This is a genomic window from Streptomyces sp. TSRI0107 (genome assembly GCF_001905845.1).
Lineage (GTDB): Bacteria > Actinomycetota > Actinomycetes > Streptomycetales > Streptomycetaceae > Streptomyces.
The window spans coordinates 1-15727 of record NZ_LIVZ01000020.1 but is presented as its reverse complement, the minus strand read 5'-3'; the positions used below and the strand labels follow the sequence as shown (position 1 = coordinate 15727).

The window sequence follows — 15727 nt, the reverse complement described above, 5'->3', positions numbered from 1 at the left end:
CGCGAGATCATCGGTCCATGGACGTCACCCTCCGCCTCGCCCAGGATCCCGACGCCGACGCGCTGCTCGGCCGCAGTCCGCTCGCCGCGCTCGTCGGCATGCTGCTCGACCAGCAGATCCCGATGGAGTGGGCGTTCAAGGGTCCGGCGACGATCGCCCGGCGGCTCGGCGCCGACGACCTGGACGCCCACGACATCGCCGCCCAGGACCCCGAGGCGTTCGCCGCCGTGCTGTCGGAGAAGCCGGCCGTGCACCGCTACCCGGGCTCGATGGCCAAGCGGATCCAGCAGCTGTGCCAGTACCTCGTCGAGCACTACGACGGGGACGCCGAGGCCGTGTGGAAGGACGTCGGCAGCGGCGCCGAACTGCTGAAGCGGCTCCAGGAGCTGCCCGGCTTCGGCAAGCAGAAGGCCCAGATCTTCCTCGCCCTGCTGGGCAAGCAGCTCGGGGTGCGCCCCACGGGATGGCGGGAGGCGGCCGGGGACTACGGGCAGCCGAAGTCGTTCCGCTCCGTCGCCGACATCACCGGCCCGGAGTCGCTGGCGAAGGTGCGGGCGCACAAGCAGGAGATGAAGGCGGCGGCGAAGGCCGCCAAGGCGGCCGGGAAGTAACGCAGGCCGCGAGGCCCGGACCCGGTGTCATCCGGGTGGCCCGCGCCCGGTGGCGGGCAGTCCGCGCGCGGTCCAAGCATGGACCATGACCGAGGCACCGTCGGGCTCCCCGTGGGGGCCCGATCACAACGACCGGAAGGTCCACCACTCCAGACCCCCGGCGGCCGGGCACGCGCCCGAGCCGCCGTTCGAGGGCCCCCTGCACGCCCTGTCCCGCGCCGCCTGGCAGATCGTGCTGCTCACCGGCATCACGTCCCTGGTCCTGGGCGTCCTGGTCCTCGTCTGGCCGGACGCCTCACTGCGCGTCGCGGGCGTCCTCTTCGGCCTCTACCTCCTGCTCAGCGGCGTCCTGCAGCTGGTCTCCGCGTTCGGCACGCACAAGACGACCGCGCTGCGCGTGCTGGCGTTCATCAGCGGCACCGTGTCGATCCTGCTGGGCCTGTTCTGCTTCCGCGGCCCCATGCAGTCGATCCTGCTGCTCGCCCTGTGGATCGGCATCGGCTGGCTGTTCCGCGGCGTCGCCCAGACCATCGCCGCCGCCTCCGACCCGGGCGTGCCGGCCCGCGGCTGGCAGATCCTCCTCGGCGTCGTCACCTTCCTCGCCGGAGTCGTCCTGATCGTCTCCCCGTTCGAGTCGCTCGTCGTCCTCACCGTCGTCGGCGGCTGCTGGCTGGTCGCCGTCGGAGCCGTCGAGATCGTCACCGCCCTGCGCATCCGCGGCCGGGCCCGGCAGGTCCCGCACGAGCTGTGAACGGCGCCGACCGTACGCCGAGCGGGCGGTTCCCGGGGACCGCGCGATGAAGGCCGTACACCTGCCGGGGAGACGACTTCCGTGAGTGCCGCACCGAGCCTGCCGCGCAGCCGCGCAGGGCTGCGGGTGCTCGTCCTGCTGCTGGCGCTGCTGATACCGGGCTCGCACGTCGAGGCCACCGGGATGCCGGTCGCGGCCGGTGAGGTGGCCGAGGCGGACCTCGTGGTGGTGGCGCCGCGGCCGGTGGTGCGCAGCGCCCGGCGGGCCGCCGTACCCCGGCCGCCGCTGCGGACCGGGGCGACGGGCCCCGCCCGCTGCCTGCCGGGGCACCTCCCGGCCGCCCCGCCGTCCGCGCCGCCGTACACCCTGCGCACCCTGCGCTCCGTGGTCCTGCGCTGCTGACCGGGCCTTCCCGAACCCAGGTCAGTCGGCAGGACCACGACACAAGGAGCACAGACATGCCCGCAGATCCCTACGCGGTGCTGCGCGCCCTGGTGCGCGCGGAGGCCGCGCGCAGCGCCCCGAAGCCGGACGCGCCGAAGCCCGGGCCGCAGCAGCCCCAGCCGAACGAGCAGGACCGCTGAGCCGACGGTACGGTCCGGCCGGGCCTAACGCCTCCGCCGGGCCGTACCGAAGAGGGAACGGGTGATCTCGCGGCCGATCTGGGTGCCGATCGAACGGGCCAGGGACTTGAACATGCCGCTGCCGACGACCTGCTCGACGACGGACGGCTCCTCCCGCGGCCGCTTCTCCCGCCGGGATTCCGGCTCGGGCCGTTCGGGTTGCTCAGGCTGCTCGGTCTCCGGCCGCCGCTGGAGCTTCTCGTACGCCGACTCCCTGTCCACAGCCTGTGCATAACGTTCGAACAGCGGGGACCCCGTCACCGCCCGCTCCAGCACGGCCGGCTCGACCGGGCCCATCAGGGACTCCGGCGCCCGCAGCCGGGTCGCGGCGACCGGCGTCGGCGCGCCCTTCTCGCTCAGCACCGTCACCACCGCCTCCCCCGTGCCGAGGCCGGTCAGCAGCTCCTCCAGGTCGTACGCCGAGTCCGGGAAGGTGCGCACCGTCGCCGTCAGCGCCTTCTGGTCGTCCGGTGTGAACGCGCGCAGCGCGTGCTGGACGCGGTTGCCGAGCTGGGCGAGGACGTCGGCGGGCACGTCCTTCGGGGTCTGGGTGACGAAGAAGACCCCGACCCCCTTGGAGCGGATCAGCCGCACGGTCCGCGTGATCGACTCCAGGAACGCCTTGGACGCGTCGTCGAACAGCAGATGCGCCTCGTCGAAGAAGAACACCAGCTTCGGCTTGTCCGCGTCGCCGACCTCGGGCAGATCGTGGAAGAGATCGGCCAGCAGCCACATCAGGAACGTGGAGAACAGCCGCGGCTCGTCCTGTACGGCGGGCAGCTCCAGGACGGAGACCACGCCCCGCCCGTCCTCCGCCGTCCGCAGGAACTCCGCGGTGTCGAACTCAGGCTCCCCGAAGAAGTCCCCCATGCCCTGCGCCTCGAACGCGGTCAGCGAGCGCAGGATCACCCCGGCCGTGGCCGGGGACAGCCCGCCGAGGGTCTTCAGCTCGGCCTTGCCCTCGTCGGAGGTGAGGAAGGCGACGACCGCCGCGAGGTCCTTCAGGTCGAGCAGTTCCAGGCCCTTCCGGTCGGCGTAGTGGAAGACCAGGCCGAGGGACTGCTCCTGGGTCCGGTTCAGCCCGAGCACCTTCGACAGCAGCACCGGGCCGAAGCTGGTGACCGTGGCCCGTACGGGGATGCCGTGGCCGATGCCGCCGAGCGCGTAGAACTCGGCGGGGAAGCCGGTCGCCGTCCACCGCTGGTGCACCTCGGCGGCGCGCGAGCGGACCTTGTCGCCCGCCACGCCCGGCGCGGAGATCCCGGAGACATCGCCCTTGACGTCGGCGAGGAACACCGGGACGCCCTGCGCGGACAGCTGCTCGGCGATCAGCTGGAGCGTCTTGGTCTTGCCCGTGCCGGTGGCGCCCGCGACCAGGCCGTGCCGGTTGAGCATCGGCAGCGGGATGCGGACCTGCGCGTCGGGCAGGCACACGCCGCCCCAGAGCAGGGCTCCCAGGTCCAGGGCGGGCCCGGCGAAGGCGTACCCGGAGGCGATCTTCAGGGCCTCCTCCGGGAGCGCGGGCGCGCCGCCGGGCGCCTCGGGCGCGGTGGCGCCGGGCAGGGTCTCACGGTCGCTCATGTCAGGCCTTCCCTCTCAGCCCCCGTCCGTTTCGCCCTGATTCACGGCATCTTTTCCAGCGTCGCACTCGCTCTTCATGGCTGCGCCCGGAACGTCAGGACCGGTAGGCTTTCCGTGTGATCTTCAAGCGCATCGGAAACGGCCGGCCGTACCCCGACCACGGCCGGGAAAGCACCCGGCAGTGGGCGGACGTCGCGCCGCGCCCGGTCCGCCTCGATCAGCTCGTGACGACCAAGCAGCAGCTCGACCTGGAGACGCTGCTCGCCGAGGACTCCACCTTCTACGGCGACCTCTTCGCGCACGTCGTGAAGTGGCAGGGCGACCTCTATCTGGAGGACGGCCTGCACCGCGCGGTCCGCGCGGCACTCCAGCAGCGCCAGGTGCTGCACGCGCGCGTGCTCGAACTGGACTGATCCGCCCGCAGGGCCCGCCTTTGGCCCTTTCGGGTTCTTTCCCGATGCCCCGCGCGGCGTCGAGTGATCATCTAATAGGCATCGTCGTCCAGGCGCACTACGCTGCGCCCATGAGCATGCTGACTCCCCCAGGCATGGGCGGCCAGTACCGGATCACGGGGGACAAGTACCCGCGGATGCGCCGGCCCCGCCGACGCGGCAGGCTCGTGTTCCTCGCCGCCGCCTCCGCCGCCGTCCTCGGCATGCTCGGCTGGGGCACGCTCCAGCTGATCGACGTCTTCACCGGCAACAGCGGGAAGGCCTCCGCGGCCGGGCCCAAGGCCGACTGCGCGAAGAAGGCGAGCCCCTCACCCGCCGCGGACAAGCCCGCGGCGGTGCCGAAGCCGGGCACGATCACCGTGAACGTCCTCAACGCCACGACGCGCACCGGCCTCGCCAAGGAGACCGCGGACGAGCTGAAGAAGCGCGGCTTCCGCATCGGCGACGTGGGGAACGCGCCGAAGGAGTACGACAAGAAGGTCAAGGGCACCGGGATGCTGCTGGGCCCCGCCGCCGCCCTCAACACCTCGCTGCCGGTGCTCGCCACCCAGCTCCCGGCGGCCGAGCGCCGCACCGACGCCGCCCGCCAGGGCACCACCGTCGACCTCGTGCTGGGCGACGCGTTCAAAGCCCTGGCGCCGCGGCCGGCCGCCGACAAGGCACTGGCCGCGCTAAGCGCGCCCGAGCCGATGTCGACGGGGCCGAAGAAGACCTGCTGAGGCCTGGAGTGACCGGGGCCTGAATAGGCCGGGGTCTGGACAGGCCGGGGCCTAGATGGGCCGGGCCTCGATGGGCCGGGGCCTGGATGGGCCGGGGCCTCGATGGGCCGGGGCCTGGATGGATATGCCCCGGAGCCCGAAGAGGCCGCCTACTCGGCCGCCCCGTACATCCGGTCCCCCGCGTCGCCGAGGCCCGGGATGATGTAGCCGTGCTCGTTCAGGCGCTCGTCGACCGAGGCGGTCACGACCGTCACCGGCGTGCCGGCCAGCTCGCGCTCCATGACCTCCACGCCCTCCGGGGCGGCCAGCAGCACCACGGCGGTCACGTCGTCCGCGCCGCGCTTGATCAGCTCCTGGATCGCCGCGACCAGGGTGCCGCCCGTGGCCAGCATCGGGTCCAGCACGTACACCTGGCGGCCGGACAGGTCCTCCGGCATCCGGGTGGCGTACGTGGACGCCTCCAGCGTCTCCTCGTTGCGGATCATGCCGAGGAAGCCCACCTCGGCGGTCGGCAGCAGCCGCACCATGCCGTCCAGCATGCCGAGCCCGGCACGCAGGATCGGCACCACCAGCGGGCGCGGACGGGCCAGCTTCACACCCGTGGTCCGGGCGACCGGCGTCTGGATGTCGACCTGCTCGGTGCGCACGTCGCGCGTGGCCTCGTAGGCGAGCAGGGTGACCAGCTCGTCGGCGAGACGGCGGAAGGTCGCGGAGTCGGTGCGCTGGTCGCGCAGCGTGGTGAGCTTGTGGGCGACCAAGGGGTGGTCGACGACGTGGAGACGCATGACCTAACAGTAACCGCGCCCGCCGTCCCCTTCCGCTCGTCGCCCGCCGTCCCCTTCCGTCGTCGCACGCTGGCGTCAAACCCGCCGTCCGGGGGAAAGTGAAGGGACGGACTGGGAGGTGTGCCTGTGCCTGAGCTGCCGGACCTGCCCGCGCCCGACCCGGCGGACGACGGATCGCGCCCGGAGACCGACGCCGAGCGCCGCCGTCGGCGAGCGCGATTCCTGCGGGAACTCGCCGAGGCCCGGGAACTTCGTGACCGCGTCCAGCCCCGTCGCGCGAAGGCCGCCAGACTGCGCCACGCGATGCGTATGCGAACGTTCCGCTGGTAGCCGTACCGCCCTGGGCCCGCCCGGAAGATCCGCGCGGCGCACCGGTGTTGTGGGAGTGGGCATGCGTGGGCGGCGCCGAAAGCCGCGTACGATCCGCAGGTGGCGGCAACGAGTGTGCTGGTGAGTCGTTCGTGGACGTGCGATCAAAACAGCCGGACACAGGGAGCCGAAGACGTCCCCTGAACGCTTTGTTTCTGCCACGATTCCGAGTGGGTGGGGCTCGGAGCCCTCGACTCCCCGCCCGTAACCTCCGCCGGGGGGACCCCCAACCGGCACGCCTATGACCAGTGGGAGAGTCACGGTGTACTTCGCCGCACTGCTCGCGCGCACCGAAGACGGGTGGGAAGCGAGCGACACAGAGCTCGACGATGTGGAAACCCTGTCGGATCTGGCCGACCTGGCCCGGGAAGCCTCTCCCGACGAGGACACGGTGCTCGTCCTGATCGAGCAGGAGGACGCCTGGTTCGGCGTCGTCCGGGTCGACGGCGAGGACGACCCTCGTATCTACGTCTCGGAGGCCGCCGCCGCTGCCCGCAGCAGCTACGGCGAGATCCTGCTCACCGACGAACTGCTCGGCCGGGAGCCCGGCGACGACGACGCCGACCTGGACGCCCTCGACCTCGACGGCACCGAGGACGGCGAGCCGGAGCACGGCGACGCCGACGACGACGCCGAGGACGGCGGCTCCGCCGAGGCCGTGCCGCACGGCCCGGTCGGCGACCCCGGCCTCCTGGAGGACCTGGGGATCGACGCGAAGGAGCTGCTGGCCCTGGAGGGCGACGCGCTCAGCACCATCGCCGACGCCCTCGGTGCCGCGGACGTCCTGGAGGCGGTCCGCTGACCGCCCCCGAGGGTGCCGGCGCCCTGGACCCGGTGCGCGACCGCTGGCGGGACGCCATGTGCCTCGCGCTGGCCGAGGCGCACAAGGCCGCCCGGGGCGGAGACGTCCCGGTCGGCGCGGTGCTCCTCGCCCCGGACGGCACGACGGTCCTCGCGACCGGGCACAACGAGCGCGAGGCCACCGGCGACCCGACCGCGCACGCGGAGGTCCTGGCGATCCGCCGGGCCGCCGCGCGGCTCGGCGAGTGGCGGCTGGCCGACTGCACCCTGGTGGTCACGCTGGAGCCCTGCACGATGTGCGCGGGAGCCCTCGTGCAGTCCCGGGTCGACCGGGTGGTCTATGGCGCCCGGGACGACAAGGCGGGCGCGGCCGGCTCCCTGTGGGACGTCGTCCGCGACCGGCGGCTCAACCACCGCCCCGAGGTCGTCGAGGGCGTCCTCGCCGAGGAGTGCGCGCGGTTGCTCACGGATTTCTTCCGCGCCCGCTGAGCCCCCGTGCGCGGGGGACTCCCGGGAAACGGATTTCAGAGCATGGCCCGGCGTGCTGTAAGGTCTCCCTCGGTAGCGTGTCCGAGCGGCCGAAGGAGCTCGCCTCGAAAGCGAGTGTGGCGCAAGTCACCGAGGGTTCAAATCCCTCCGCTACCGCTGAGAAGGGCCCCGTCGAAAGACGGGGCCCTTTGTGCGTCCGGGGGTTCTTCGCGTCCGGAGGCTCTTCGCGTCCGGGGCCGGGGGAGGCGGCTACGGGGGATTCAGCCGCCTCCCCCGCTGGGGGCCGACCCGCAGTACGCCGCGTCCACGGGGAGGCAGCGCGGCGTACCCCGCAGAGGGGTCGGTCCCGGTTCCCCGCGGTCTCCTGCCGGATCCGGCGGGGCACAGCTCCATCCTGCGCCGCCGGCCCGGCCCGCGGACCGGCGAAGGGCCCCTACATCAGGGCCGTAAGTCCTTAAATACGATGTGAGTGACGGGGTGGCAGTTACACTCACCGCCGGCAACAGGGGCCCCTCGGGGCACGGCAGTCACAGGGGAGGCCGCGGTGGCGGTGAACGCCAAGAAGATCGCCGTCTATCTGGTCGTGGTCTTCGTCCTGTACGTGATCATCACGGACCCGGCCAAGGCCGCCGACTACGTGCAGATAGGCTTCGAAGGCATTTCGGACGCCGCCAAGGCCCTCGGCGACTTCGCGACGTGGGTCGCCAACGGAGGAAAGTCATGATCCGCCACCTGGTCCTCTTCAAGCTCCACGAGGGTGTCGACCGCGACGACCCGCGTGTGGTGAAGGGAGTCGAGGCGTTCCGCGCCCTCGACGGCAAGATCCCGGAGATCCGCTTCTGGGAGCTGGGCTGGAACCTCAGCGACCGGCCCATCGCCTACGACTTCGCCATCAACTCGGGCTTCGACGACGCCGACGCGCTGCGCCGGTACGTGGAGCACCCGGAGCACCAGGCGGGCGTGGCGCTCTGGAAGGAGTTCGCCACCTGGGTGATCGCGGACTACGAGTACTGAGCCGCGAGCCCCTTCCCGGCCGAGCCCTCCGCCGTCCAGGCGGGGGGCTTTTCGCTGCCATATGCCCCAACTCATCCCCCAACACGGTGTTATGGGGTGCTTGCACACAGTGCACATGTCTTGTGATGCTATGACCGCTTTTGACGGATGAGTTGACGGATGAGTTGACCGATGAAGAGGTGGCGTTGACCGTGTCGGCCAGTACTGCGCCGCCCCAGGAAGCCGCACCGCGCAGCCGCGGTGCCGACACCCGGGCCCTCACCCAGGTGCTCTTCGCCCAGCTCAAGGAGCTAGAGCCGGGCACGCCGGAGCACGACCGGGTGCGCGGGGCGCTGATCGAGGCCAACCTGCCACTCGTCCGTTACGCGGCCGCCCGCTTCCGCTCCCGCAACGAACCCATGGAGGACGTCGTCCAGGTCGGCACCATCGGGCTCATCAACGCCATCGACCGCTTCGACCCGGACCGGGGAGTGCAGTTCCCGACCTTCGCGATGCCGACCGTGGTCGGCGAGATCAAGCGGTACTTCCGCGACAACGTGCGCACCGTCCACGTACCGCGCCGGCTGCACGAGCTGTGGGTGCAGGTCAACAGCGCCACCGAGGACCTGACCACGGCCTTCGGCCGCTCCCCGACGACCGCCGAGATCGCCGAGCGGCTGCGGATCACCGAGGACGAGGTGCTGTCCTGCATCGAGGCCGGGCGGTCGTACCACGCCACCTCGCTGGAGGCGGCCCAGGAGGGCGACGGACTGCCGGGCCTCCTCGACCGGCTCGGGTACGAGGATCCCGCCCTGGACGGCGTGGAGCACCGGGACCTCGTCCGGCACTTGCTGGTGCAACTTCCGGAACGCGAACAGCGCATCCTTCTCCTGCGCTACTACAGCAACCTCACCCAGTCGCAGATCAGCGCGGAGCTCGGCGTCTCCCAGATGCACGTGTCCCGGCTGCTGGCGCGCAGCTTCCAGCGGCTGCGGTCGGCGAACCGCATCGAGGCCTGAAGAGGCCCGGAGAGGCCTGAGAGACCTGGGACGCGCGTGACGCCCGTATGGAGCCGTTTGCGGGCCTGCTGAATCGAACCGGCGCACAACCGAAAACCTGATCCATCGGTCACCGTGGCGGGCGAATCGCTCACCTGGGCCGTTGCCGGTGAAACGGCGCCGAAAGCCCGTCAGACCCCTTGTTTCCAGGGCGGATTCGCGTCTTGCATGTCGACATGTCACTACAGCGTGTTGCCGACATGTGACATTCTGCGGGAAGCGCGTTTGCCGGTGCCCCGGCTCCGGTATTCAGGTGAAGGCTGCGTTCCCCGGTGGGAGCGTCCGCCGCGACCGTCCCGCGACCCAAAGGGGGTGGCATGTCCGCAGACCAGGGCAGCTCGAAGGTGCTCACGCTCACGAAGAGCGAGGCAGCGACCGTCGAGCCCGACGTGCTCGACGACGTTACGGCGCTCGAGGCCGTGCCGGCCCCGGCCATCCCGACGGCGCCGGAGGCCATCGACACCCGCACCCTGTCCCGCTCCCTGTTCCTGCGGCTCGCCGCACTCGACGAGGACAGCCCCGAGCGCGCCTACGTCCGGGACACCCTGATCGAGCTCAACCTCCCCCTCGTGCGCTACGCGGCCGCCCGGTTCCGCTCCCGCAACGAGCCGATGGAGGACATCGTCCAGGTCGGCACCATCGGCCTGATCAAGGCCATCGACCGGTTCGACTGCGAACGGGGCGTGGAGTTCCCGACGTTCGCGATGCCGACCGTCGTCGGTGAGATCAAGCGGTTCTTCCGCGACACGTCGTGGTCGGTGCGCGTGCCGCGCCGGCTCCAGGAACTGCGCCTGGCCCTGACCAAGGCCAGCGACGAGCTCTCCCAGAAGCTGGACCGCTCCCCCACGGTCGGCGAACTCGCCACCGTGCTCGGCGTGTCCGAGGACGACGTGGTCGACGGCCTCGCGGTCGGCAACGCGTACACCGCCTCCTCCCTCGACTCACCGGCCCCCGAGGACGACGGCGGCGAGGGCTCCCTGGCCGACCGGCTCGGCTACGAGGACTCGGCGCTGGAGGGCGTGGAGTACCGCGAGTCCCTGAAGCCCCTGCTGGCCAAGCTGCCGCCCCGCGAGCGCCGCATCATCATGCTGCGCTTCTTCGCCAATATGACCCAGTCGCAGATCGGCGAGGAGGTCGGCATCTCCCAGATGCATGTGTCCCGCCTGCTGACGCGCACGCTGGCGCAGCTGAGGGAAGGGCTCATCTCGGACTGACGGTTCTCGACCGACGGTTCTCGATCGACGGTTCTCGATCGACCGTTCTGATCTGACGCGGCGTCAGTCACCATGGCCCGATGCTTCGGGCATCGCTTCGAACGACATGGACTCGTGGCCGCCGAGGCGCCCTGACCGGCGCATCGGCGGCCGTCGTGTGCCTGGGCGTGATCCTGGGCGCGTGCGGTGGTGACGGGACGCGTGAAGGGCGCGTGGCTGTTGGCGCGGCCGGGGGCGGCCCCGGAGGCGGGAGCTCCACGGGGGTGAGGCCGACGGAGGGGGTGCGGCTGGTGCCGCTCGACGGGGGCGGGGACGCCTCGTCCGGCGCCACGGCACCCGGGCCCGGCCCTGACGGAGCGTCGGGGGCGTCAGCGGCGAGGTCTGATCAGGGGGACGGTCCGAGTACGTCACCGGAGCGGGACTCGGGGCCGGAGCCGCGGCCGGAAGGTTCACCACCGCCGGCGCCGCCCCGGACCGCGCGGCCGGCACCCGGACCGGCACCGGGGCCGGCACCGGGACCGACGCCCACGTCATCGCCCCCGGCCCCTGCGCCACCCCCTCCCGCACCCGCCGAGCTGAGCGCCGCGGTCGTCGCGCGGGACGGGACGGACAAGCGGTGGTGCGAGGAGGTGACCGTCGCCTTCCGGAACACCGGCGGTACGGCGGTGCGCGACGGCACGGTGACCTTCGGGACGCACGTCATCGGCGCACTGGGGGTCGACTGGGGCACCGTGGAGAGCACCGAGGAGCTCCCGGTGCCGATCGAGGCCGGCACGCGGAAGGAACGGGCCTGGACGGTGTGCGTCGACGCCTGGAGAGTGCCGCTCGGCATGCACATCGAGACGCGGGACGTGTCCGTCCAGGGGGAGTGAGGGCGCGGCGGCGCGCCTTTACTTCAGCGCCAGCCAGGCGACGGCGGCGACGATCGCCACGGCGACGACGACGCCGACGATCAGACCGATACGGGGGCCCGCCGGGGCGGACGGCTGCTGCCGGGTCTGGGGCGCCTCGTCGACGAACGCGCGGAACATCTGGGTGCTGCCTGCGGGGTCGTGGTTGCCCTGCGGGTTCTGGGTGTTGGCCATGTCCCGAGACCCTAGCGAAGACACCGGGTCCGGCCCAAGGCCGGCTCTGCGACCTGCGTCTTTACACCCGCCAATACTTGCCTTTGCCAAGTTTTTATGCCCCGCATGCCCGTTTTAGTTTGCCTGCGGCAACCATCCATTCCTATGGTTGCTCTAAGCAACAAAGAAGCGGGAGATGCCACATGGCCGAGCAGGCGCAGTACGAGGAGCTCGTGCGTCAGTTCAGTGCTTTCGGGGCCGTGAAGCGGGAGATGGGGCGGATCCTGCCGTCCGACTGCCCCGCCGGCTCCGCTGCCGTACTGACGCTGCTCGGCCGGCACGGCGAGATGCGTATGAGCAGACTCGCCGAGCTGCTGAGCGTGGACATGTCGGTCACCAGCCGCCATGTCACGCACCTCGCCGAGCGCGGCTGGATCCAGCGGTCCCCCGACCCGGCGGACAAGCGCTCCCGCATCCTGCACCTCACCCCGGCCGGGGAAGCCCAGCTGGACGAACTGTCCGAACGGACCACCCGGCTGCTCGCCGAGCGGCTGAGCGACTGGTCCGACGACGACGTCGGCCGGCTCATCCAGCTCATGGCCCGGCTGCGGGCGAGCTTCGACGACTGCCGGGCCGCTCCGCCCCGGCCGCCGGTGCGGCCCCCCGCACCGCCGGAGGCCGAGCAGCGCACGGCCCCCACCACCCGTACACCCGCATCAGCGACGTAAGTAAAGGAAGCCCATGGCAACGACCACACCAGCCGGTGTGCGGGCTCACGCCAAGCACGGCGGAGGCGCCCACGGCGCCCACTCCGCCGGCGGCGCATCCATGTCCCACCGGCAGATCATGGAGGCGCTCTCCGGGCTGCTGCTCGGCATGTTCGCCGCCATCCTGTCCTCCACGATCGTCTCCAACGCCCTGCCCGAGATCATTCAGGACCTCGGCGGCGGACAGAGCGCGTACACCTGGGTCGTCACCGCCGCGCTGCTGTCGATGACCGCCTCCACCCCGCTCTGGGGCAAGCTGGCCGACCTGGTCAGCAAGAAGGCGCTGGTGCAGATAGCCCTGCTGATCTACATCGTCGGCTCGGTCGTCGCCGGTCTGTCGCAGAACAGCGGGATGCTGATCGGCGCCCGGGTCATCCAGGGTCTCGGCGCGGGCGGTCTGACGGCCCTCGCCCAGATCATCATGGCCGCGATGATCTCCCCGCGTGAGCGTGGCCGCTACTCCGGCTACCTGGGCGCGACGTTCGCGGTCGCGACGGTCGGCGGTCCGCTGGTCGGCGGTGTCATCACCGACACCGACTGGCTGGGCTGGCGCTGGTGCCTGTACGTCGGTGTGCCGTTCGCGCTGATCGCGCTGGTGGTGCTGCAGAAGACGCTGCACCTGCCGGAGAGCAAGCGCAAGGTGAAGGTCGACTGGGCCGGCGCCTTCTTCATCACCGCCGCGGTCTGCCTGCTGCTCATCTGGGTGACCTTCGCCGACGACAAGTACGAGTGGCTGTCGTGGCAGACGTACACGATGGTCGGCGGCGCGCTCCTGCTCGCCCTCGTCTTCCTGTTCGTCGAGACGAAGGCCGCCGAGCCGATCATCCCGCTGCACCTGTTCCGCAACCGCACCATCACGCTGGCCTCGGTCGCGTCGCTGTTCGTCGGTATCGCGATGTTCGCGGGCACCGTGTTCTTCAGCCAGTACTTCCAGCTGGCCCGGGACAAGTCCCCGACGATGTCCGGTGTCATGACGATCCCGATGATCGCCGGTCTGTTCGTCTCCTCCACCGTCTCCGGTCTGATCATCACCAAGACCGGCAAGTGGAAGGCCTGGCTGGTCAGCGGTGGTCTGCTGCTGACGGCCGGTCTGGGTCTGCTCGGCACCATGCGCTACGACACCGACTACTGGAAGATCGGCGTCTACATGGCGGTCATGGGTCTCGGCGTCGGCATGATGATGCAGAACCTCGTGCTGTCCACGCAGAACCAGGTCGCCCCGCACGAGCTGGGCGCCGCCAGCTCGGTCGTCACCTTCTTCCGGTCCCTCGGCGGCGCGGTGGGCGTCTCCGCACTGGGCTCGGTGATGTCGACCCGGATCACCCACTACGCCGAGGACACCATCGGCACCCTCACCCCCGAGCAGCAGGCCGGTGCCGCCAAGGCCATGGGTTCCGGGCAGCTGCCCGACATGGACCTGCTGCCCGCCCCCATCCGCACCTGGCTGGAGAGCGCCTACGGGCACGGCATCGCCGACGTCTTCCTGTACGTCACCCCGGTCGCCCTCGTCGCGTTCCTGGTGACCCTGTTCATCAAGGAGGTCCCGCTGCGGACGTCCGGCGCGCTGGCCCAGGCCGCGGAGGCGGACGCTCCGGCGCAGGCCCAGGCGCGGGCCGAGGCCCCGGCCGCCACGGTCCCGGCCGCCACGGCCGCGACCGCCGAGGAGCAGGTCCCGAGCTGGGCGGTGACCGTCCCCGCCGACACCACCGGCGGCATCCCGGTCCGCGGCCACGTCCGCGGCGCCGAGAGCGCACCGGTCCCGCAGGCCGCGGTCACGCTGATCTCGCTGTCCGGGCGGCAGCTGGGCCGGTCGGTCACCCAGGCCGACGGCTCCTACGCCCTGGACGCGCCGGGCGCGGGCTCGTACGTGCTGATCGCCTCCGCCGACGGGTTCCAGCCGCAGGCGTCCACGATCGTGGTGAACGACGAGCCGCTGTCGTACGACATCCTGCTCAGCGGCACCAGCGGGCTGAGCGGTGTGGTGCGGGCCGCCGACGGCGGGCTGCCGGTGAAGGACGCGATGGTCGTCGTCACCGACGTGCGCGGTGATCTGCTGGCCGGCGCGGCCACCGGGGAGCAGGGCGAGTTCGGCTTCGCCGAGCTGGTGCCCGGTCCGGTGACGATCGCGGTGAACGCCGCCGGGTACCGGCCGCGCGCCCTGCCCGTCGAGGTGGGCGGCACCGGGGTCACCCGGGTCGAGATCGACCTGGACGCCGGCGCCCGGGTGCAGGGCGTGGTGCACGCGCCGCACGGTCCGCTCGCGGACGCCCGCGTGACGCTGGTGGACGCGGCGGGCAACGTGGTCGGCTCGGCCACCACCGGGACGGACGGAGCGTACGCCTTCACCGACCTGGACGGCGGCGAGTACACGGTCATCGCGACGGGTTACCCGCCGGTGGCGACCGCGCTGACGGTCGCCGGCGCGGGCGTCGACGACCACGACATCCGGCTCGCCCACCCCGGCGAGTAGTCCGGACCCCGGCCCGTGGCGCGCGCTCCGAGCGGAGGTGCGCGCCACGGGCCGGTTCACCTCCAGGCCGTTCACATCCAGGCCGAACGACTCGGCGAGAAAGCTTCGAAGGACGTAGGGACATGGGACTGACCGCGAGGATCCGTACCCGGGACGGATGGGCCGTGTCGCACGCGGTCGTCACGCTGACCGACATGACCGGTACGCAGGTGCTGCGCGCCGAGGCGGACGCGGAGGGGGCCGTACGGGACACGACCGGGCTGGCGCCCGGGGCGTACACCGTGATCGTCACCGCCGTCGGGTACGCGCCGCACGCCGCCAGCGCGATCGTCACCGCGAGCGGACGCGCCGAGGTCGGCACGGTGACGCTGGCCCGGCAGGGCGGTGGCTCGGAGCTGCCGCCGCCGGGGCCCTGGACGATCGATCCGGCGCACTCCAGCGTCGCCGCCGTCGCCCAGCACCTGGGGATCTCCAGCGTGCACGGGCGGTTCACCGAGTTCGGCGGGGTGATCGAGATCGCGCCGGACGACGTCGCCAAGTCGCGGGTGGAGGCCGTCATCCGGGCCGCGTCCATCGACACCGGCAACGGCATGCGCGACACGCATCTGAAGTCGGCGGACTTCCTGGACGTCGAGCGGTTCCCGGAGATCACCTACCGGTCGGCGGGCCTCACCGAGGCCGGCCCCGACCGCTGGACGGTCCACGGCGAGCTGGGCCTGCACGGCGTCGTACGCCCCGTCGACCTGGACCTCTCCTACCTCGGCACCGGCGCCGACCCGTGGGGCGGCACCCGCGCCGCGTTCCGGGCGACGACCGAGCTGCGGCGCGACGACTTCGCCATGCACTACAACCAGGTCGTGCAGGCGGGCATCGCCGCCATCGGCACGACCCTGCGGGTGGAACTCGACATCCAGGCGGTTCAGGGCTAGGGGGTGTCTCGTCGATCAGGCCGGATCAGGGAGCGGCGTCTGGTGCCGTGC

The 15727-nt window shown here is 71.7% G+C and carries 20 protein-coding genes and 1 tRNA gene; 18 read left to right on the top strand and 3 right to left on the bottom strand.

Features of this window, described 5'->3' with window-relative positions; all coding sequences use genetic code 11:
• Positions 1-17 precede the first annotated feature (17 nt).
• From AMK31_RS36940 to AMK31_RS42230, 4 genes are all read left to right on the top strand, one after another.
• The gene (locus tag AMK31_RS36940; protein WP_073945129.1) at positions 18-611 is read left to right on the top strand and encodes an HhH-GPD-type base excision DNA repair protein; all 594 of its coding nucleotides are present in this window, start codon (positions 18-20) and stop codon (positions 609-611) included.
• Positions 612-696: 85 nt separating this feature from the next.
• Complete coding sequence (locus AMK31_RS36935) at positions 697-1362, top strand: HdeD family acid-resistance protein (RefSeq protein ID WP_073945128.1); 666 nt, start codon at positions 697-699, stop codon at positions 1360-1362.
• An 81-nt stretch (positions 1363-1443) separates the two neighbouring features.
• Positions 1444-1764, top strand: a complete 321-nt coding sequence (locus AMK31_RS36930) for a hypothetical protein (RefSeq protein ID WP_073945127.1) — start codon at positions 1444-1446, stop codon at positions 1762-1764.
• 56 nt (positions 1765-1820) lie between these two features.
• Positions 1821-1946: a hypothetical protein gene (locus AMK31_RS42230; RefSeq protein WP_274535996.1), complete on the top strand. Its 126-nt coding sequence runs from the start codon at positions 1821-1823 to the stop codon at positions 1944-1946.
• A 24-nt stretch (positions 1947-1970) separates the two neighbouring features.
• Here the strand turns inward: AMK31_RS42230 and AMK31_RS36925 are convergent, their stop codons facing one another.
• Positions 1971-3566 carry a helicase HerA-like domain-containing protein gene (locus AMK31_RS36925; protein ID WP_073945126.1) on the bottom strand — a complete coding sequence of 532 codons (1596 nt, stop codon included), beginning with the start codon at positions 3564-3566 and terminating at the stop codon, positions 1971-1973.
• Between the two features lie 116 nt (positions 3567-3682).
• Here AMK31_RS36925 and AMK31_RS36920 point away from each other — a divergent pair, with 116 nt between their 5' ends.
• Complete coding sequence (locus AMK31_RS36920; RefSeq protein WP_004943146.1) at positions 3683-3979, top strand: type II toxin-antitoxin system VapB family antitoxin; 297 nt, start codon at positions 3683-3685, stop codon at positions 3977-3979.
• Between the two features lie 134 nt (positions 3980-4113).
• Positions 4114-4737 (top strand): LytR C-terminal domain-containing protein, encoded by a 624-nt coding sequence (locus tag AMK31_RS36915; protein ID WP_073945125.1) that lies wholly within the window; start codon positions 4114-4116, stop codon positions 4735-4737.
• A gap of 149 nt (positions 4738-4886) precedes the next feature.
• Here the strand turns inward: AMK31_RS36915 and upp are convergent, their stop codons facing one another.
• Complete coding sequence (gene upp / locus AMK31_RS36910; protein ID WP_073945124.1) at positions 4887-5522, bottom strand: uracil phosphoribosyltransferase; 636 nt, start codon at positions 5520-5522, stop codon at positions 4887-4889.
• Between the two features lie 135 nt (positions 5523-5657).
• On the opposite strand from upp, the gene AMK31_RS36905 reads away from it, so the two are divergent.
• The 9 genes from AMK31_RS36905 to AMK31_RS41910 all read left to right on the top strand — a co-directional run bounded on the left by AMK31_RS36905 (position 5658) and on the right by AMK31_RS41910 (position 11318).
• Positions 5658-5852, top strand: coding sequence for a hypothetical protein (locus tag AMK31_RS36905; protein WP_073945183.1), 195 nt, complete (start codon positions 5658-5660; stop codon positions 5850-5852).
• A 301-nt stretch (positions 5853-6153) separates the two neighbouring features.
• Positions 6154-6693 (top strand): tRNA adenosine deaminase-associated protein, encoded by a 540-nt coding sequence (locus tag AMK31_RS36900; RefSeq protein WP_073945123.1) that lies wholly within the window; start codon positions 6154-6156, stop codon positions 6691-6693.
• A 56-nt stretch (positions 6694-6749) separates the two neighbouring features.
• Entirely contained in the window at positions 6750-7181 is a 432-nt protein-coding gene (gene tadA / locus AMK31_RS36895) for a tRNA adenosine(34) deaminase TadA (protein WP_079187098.1), read from the top strand.
• Between the two features lie 71 nt (positions 7182-7252).
• Positions 7253-7337: transfer RNA gene (locus tag AMK31_RS36890), tRNA-Ser, on the top strand.
• A 388-nt stretch (positions 7338-7725) separates the two neighbouring features.
• Complete coding sequence (locus AMK31_RS36885) at positions 7726-7905, top strand: hypothetical protein (RefSeq protein ID WP_073945121.1); 180 nt, start codon at positions 7726-7728, stop codon at positions 7903-7905.
• The gene (locus AMK31_RS36880) at positions 7902-8195 is read left to right on the top strand and encodes a Dabb family protein (RefSeq protein ID WP_073945120.1); all 294 of its coding nucleotides are present in this window, start codon (positions 7902-7904) and stop codon (positions 8193-8195) included. Before AMK31_RS36885 ends, AMK31_RS36880 begins: the two co-directional genes overlap by 4 nt.
• A gap of 152 nt (positions 8196-8347) precedes the next feature.
• Positions 8348-9193, top strand: coding sequence for an RNA polymerase sigma factor SigF (locus tag AMK31_RS36875; protein WP_073945119.1), 846 nt, complete (start codon positions 8348-8350; stop codon positions 9191-9193).
• Between the two features lie 356 nt (positions 9194-9549).
• Positions 9550-10446 (top strand): RNA polymerase sigma factor SigF, encoded by an 897-nt coding sequence (locus tag AMK31_RS36870; RefSeq protein WP_073945118.1) that lies wholly within the window; start codon positions 9550-9552, stop codon positions 10444-10446.
• Positions 10447-11075: 629 nt separating this feature from the next.
• Entirely contained in the window at positions 11076-11318 is a 243-nt protein-coding gene (locus AMK31_RS41910) for a hypothetical protein (protein WP_241842853.1), read from the top strand.
• A gap of 18 nt (positions 11319-11336) precedes the next feature.
• Here AMK31_RS41910 and AMK31_RS36860 read toward each other — a convergent pair whose 3' ends face one another.
• Complete coding sequence (locus AMK31_RS36860) at positions 11337-11531, bottom strand: hypothetical protein (protein WP_073945116.1); 195 nt, start codon at positions 11529-11531, stop codon at positions 11337-11339.
• 182 nt (positions 11532-11713) lie between these two features.
• Between AMK31_RS36860 and AMK31_RS36855 the strand changes: the two genes are divergently transcribed.
• From AMK31_RS36855 to AMK31_RS36845, 3 genes are all read left to right on the top strand, one after another.
• A complete protein-coding gene (locus tag AMK31_RS36855) occupies positions 11714-12238 on the top strand; it encodes a MarR family winged helix-turn-helix transcriptional regulator (RefSeq protein WP_073945115.1) in 525 nt (174 codons plus the stop codon).
• Positions 12239-12251: 13 nt separating this feature from the next.
• Positions 12252-14747, top strand: coding sequence for an MFS transporter (locus AMK31_RS36850; protein ID WP_079187096.1), 2496 nt, complete (start codon positions 12252-12254; stop codon positions 14745-14747).
• Between the two features lie 122 nt (positions 14748-14869).
• Positions 14870-15676 (top strand): YceI family protein, encoded by an 807-nt coding sequence (locus AMK31_RS36845; protein WP_073945114.1) that lies wholly within the window; start codon positions 14870-14872, stop codon positions 15674-15676.
• Positions 15677-15727: the final 51 nt, after the last annotated feature.

What these genes read in the sequence shown, in the direction of transcription:
- AMK31_RS36940 (WP_073945129.1), top strand. Translation starts at nt 18, where the DNA reads ATGGACGTCACCCTCCGCCTCGCCCAGGATCCCGACGCCGACGCGCTG.
- AMK31_RS36935 (WP_073945128.1), top strand. Translation starts at nt 697, where the DNA reads ATGACCGAGGCACCGTCGGGCTCCCCGTGGGGGCCCGATCACAACGAC.
- AMK31_RS42230 (WP_274535996.1), top strand. Translation starts at nt 1,821, where the DNA reads ATGCCCGCAGATCCCTACGCGGTGCTGCGCGCCCTGGTGCGCGCGGAG.
- AMK31_RS36925 (WP_073945126.1), bottom strand. Translation starts at nt 3,566, where the DNA reads ATGAGCGACCGTGAGACCCTGCCCGGCGCCACCGCGCCCGAGGCGCCC.
- AMK31_RS36915 (WP_073945125.1), top strand. Translation starts at nt 4,114, where the DNA reads ATGGGCGGCCAGTACCGGATCACGGGGGACAAGTACCCGCGGATGCGC.
- upp (WP_073945124.1), bottom strand. Translation starts at nt 5,522, where the DNA reads ATGCGTCTCCACGTCGTCGACCACCCCTTGGTCGCCCACAAGCTCACC.
- tadA (WP_079187098.1), top strand. Translation starts at nt 6,750, where the DNA reads ATGTGCCTCGCGCTGGCCGAGGCGCACAAGGCCGCCCGGGGCGGAGAC.
- AMK31_RS36880 (WP_073945120.1), top strand. Translation starts at nt 7,902, where the DNA reads ATGATCCGCCACCTGGTCCTCTTCAAGCTCCACGAGGGTGTCGACCGC.
- AMK31_RS36870 (WP_073945118.1), top strand. Translation starts at nt 9,550, where the DNA reads ATGTCCGCAGACCAGGGCAGCTCGAAGGTGCTCACGCTCACGAAGAGC.
- AMK31_RS36860 (WP_073945116.1), bottom strand. Translation starts at nt 11,531, where the DNA reads ATGGCCAACACCCAGAACCCGCAGGGCAACCACGACCCCGCAGGCAGC.
- AMK31_RS36855 (WP_073945115.1), top strand. Translation starts at nt 11,714, where the DNA reads ATGGCCGAGCAGGCGCAGTACGAGGAGCTCGTGCGTCAGTTCAGTGCT.
- AMK31_RS36850 (WP_079187096.1), top strand. Translation starts at nt 12,252, where the DNA reads ATGGCAACGACCACACCAGCCGGTGTGCGGGCTCACGCCAAGCACGGC.
- AMK31_RS36845 (WP_073945114.1), top strand. Translation starts at nt 14,870, where the DNA reads ATGGGACTGACCGCGAGGATCCGTACCCGGGACGGATGGGCCGTGTCG.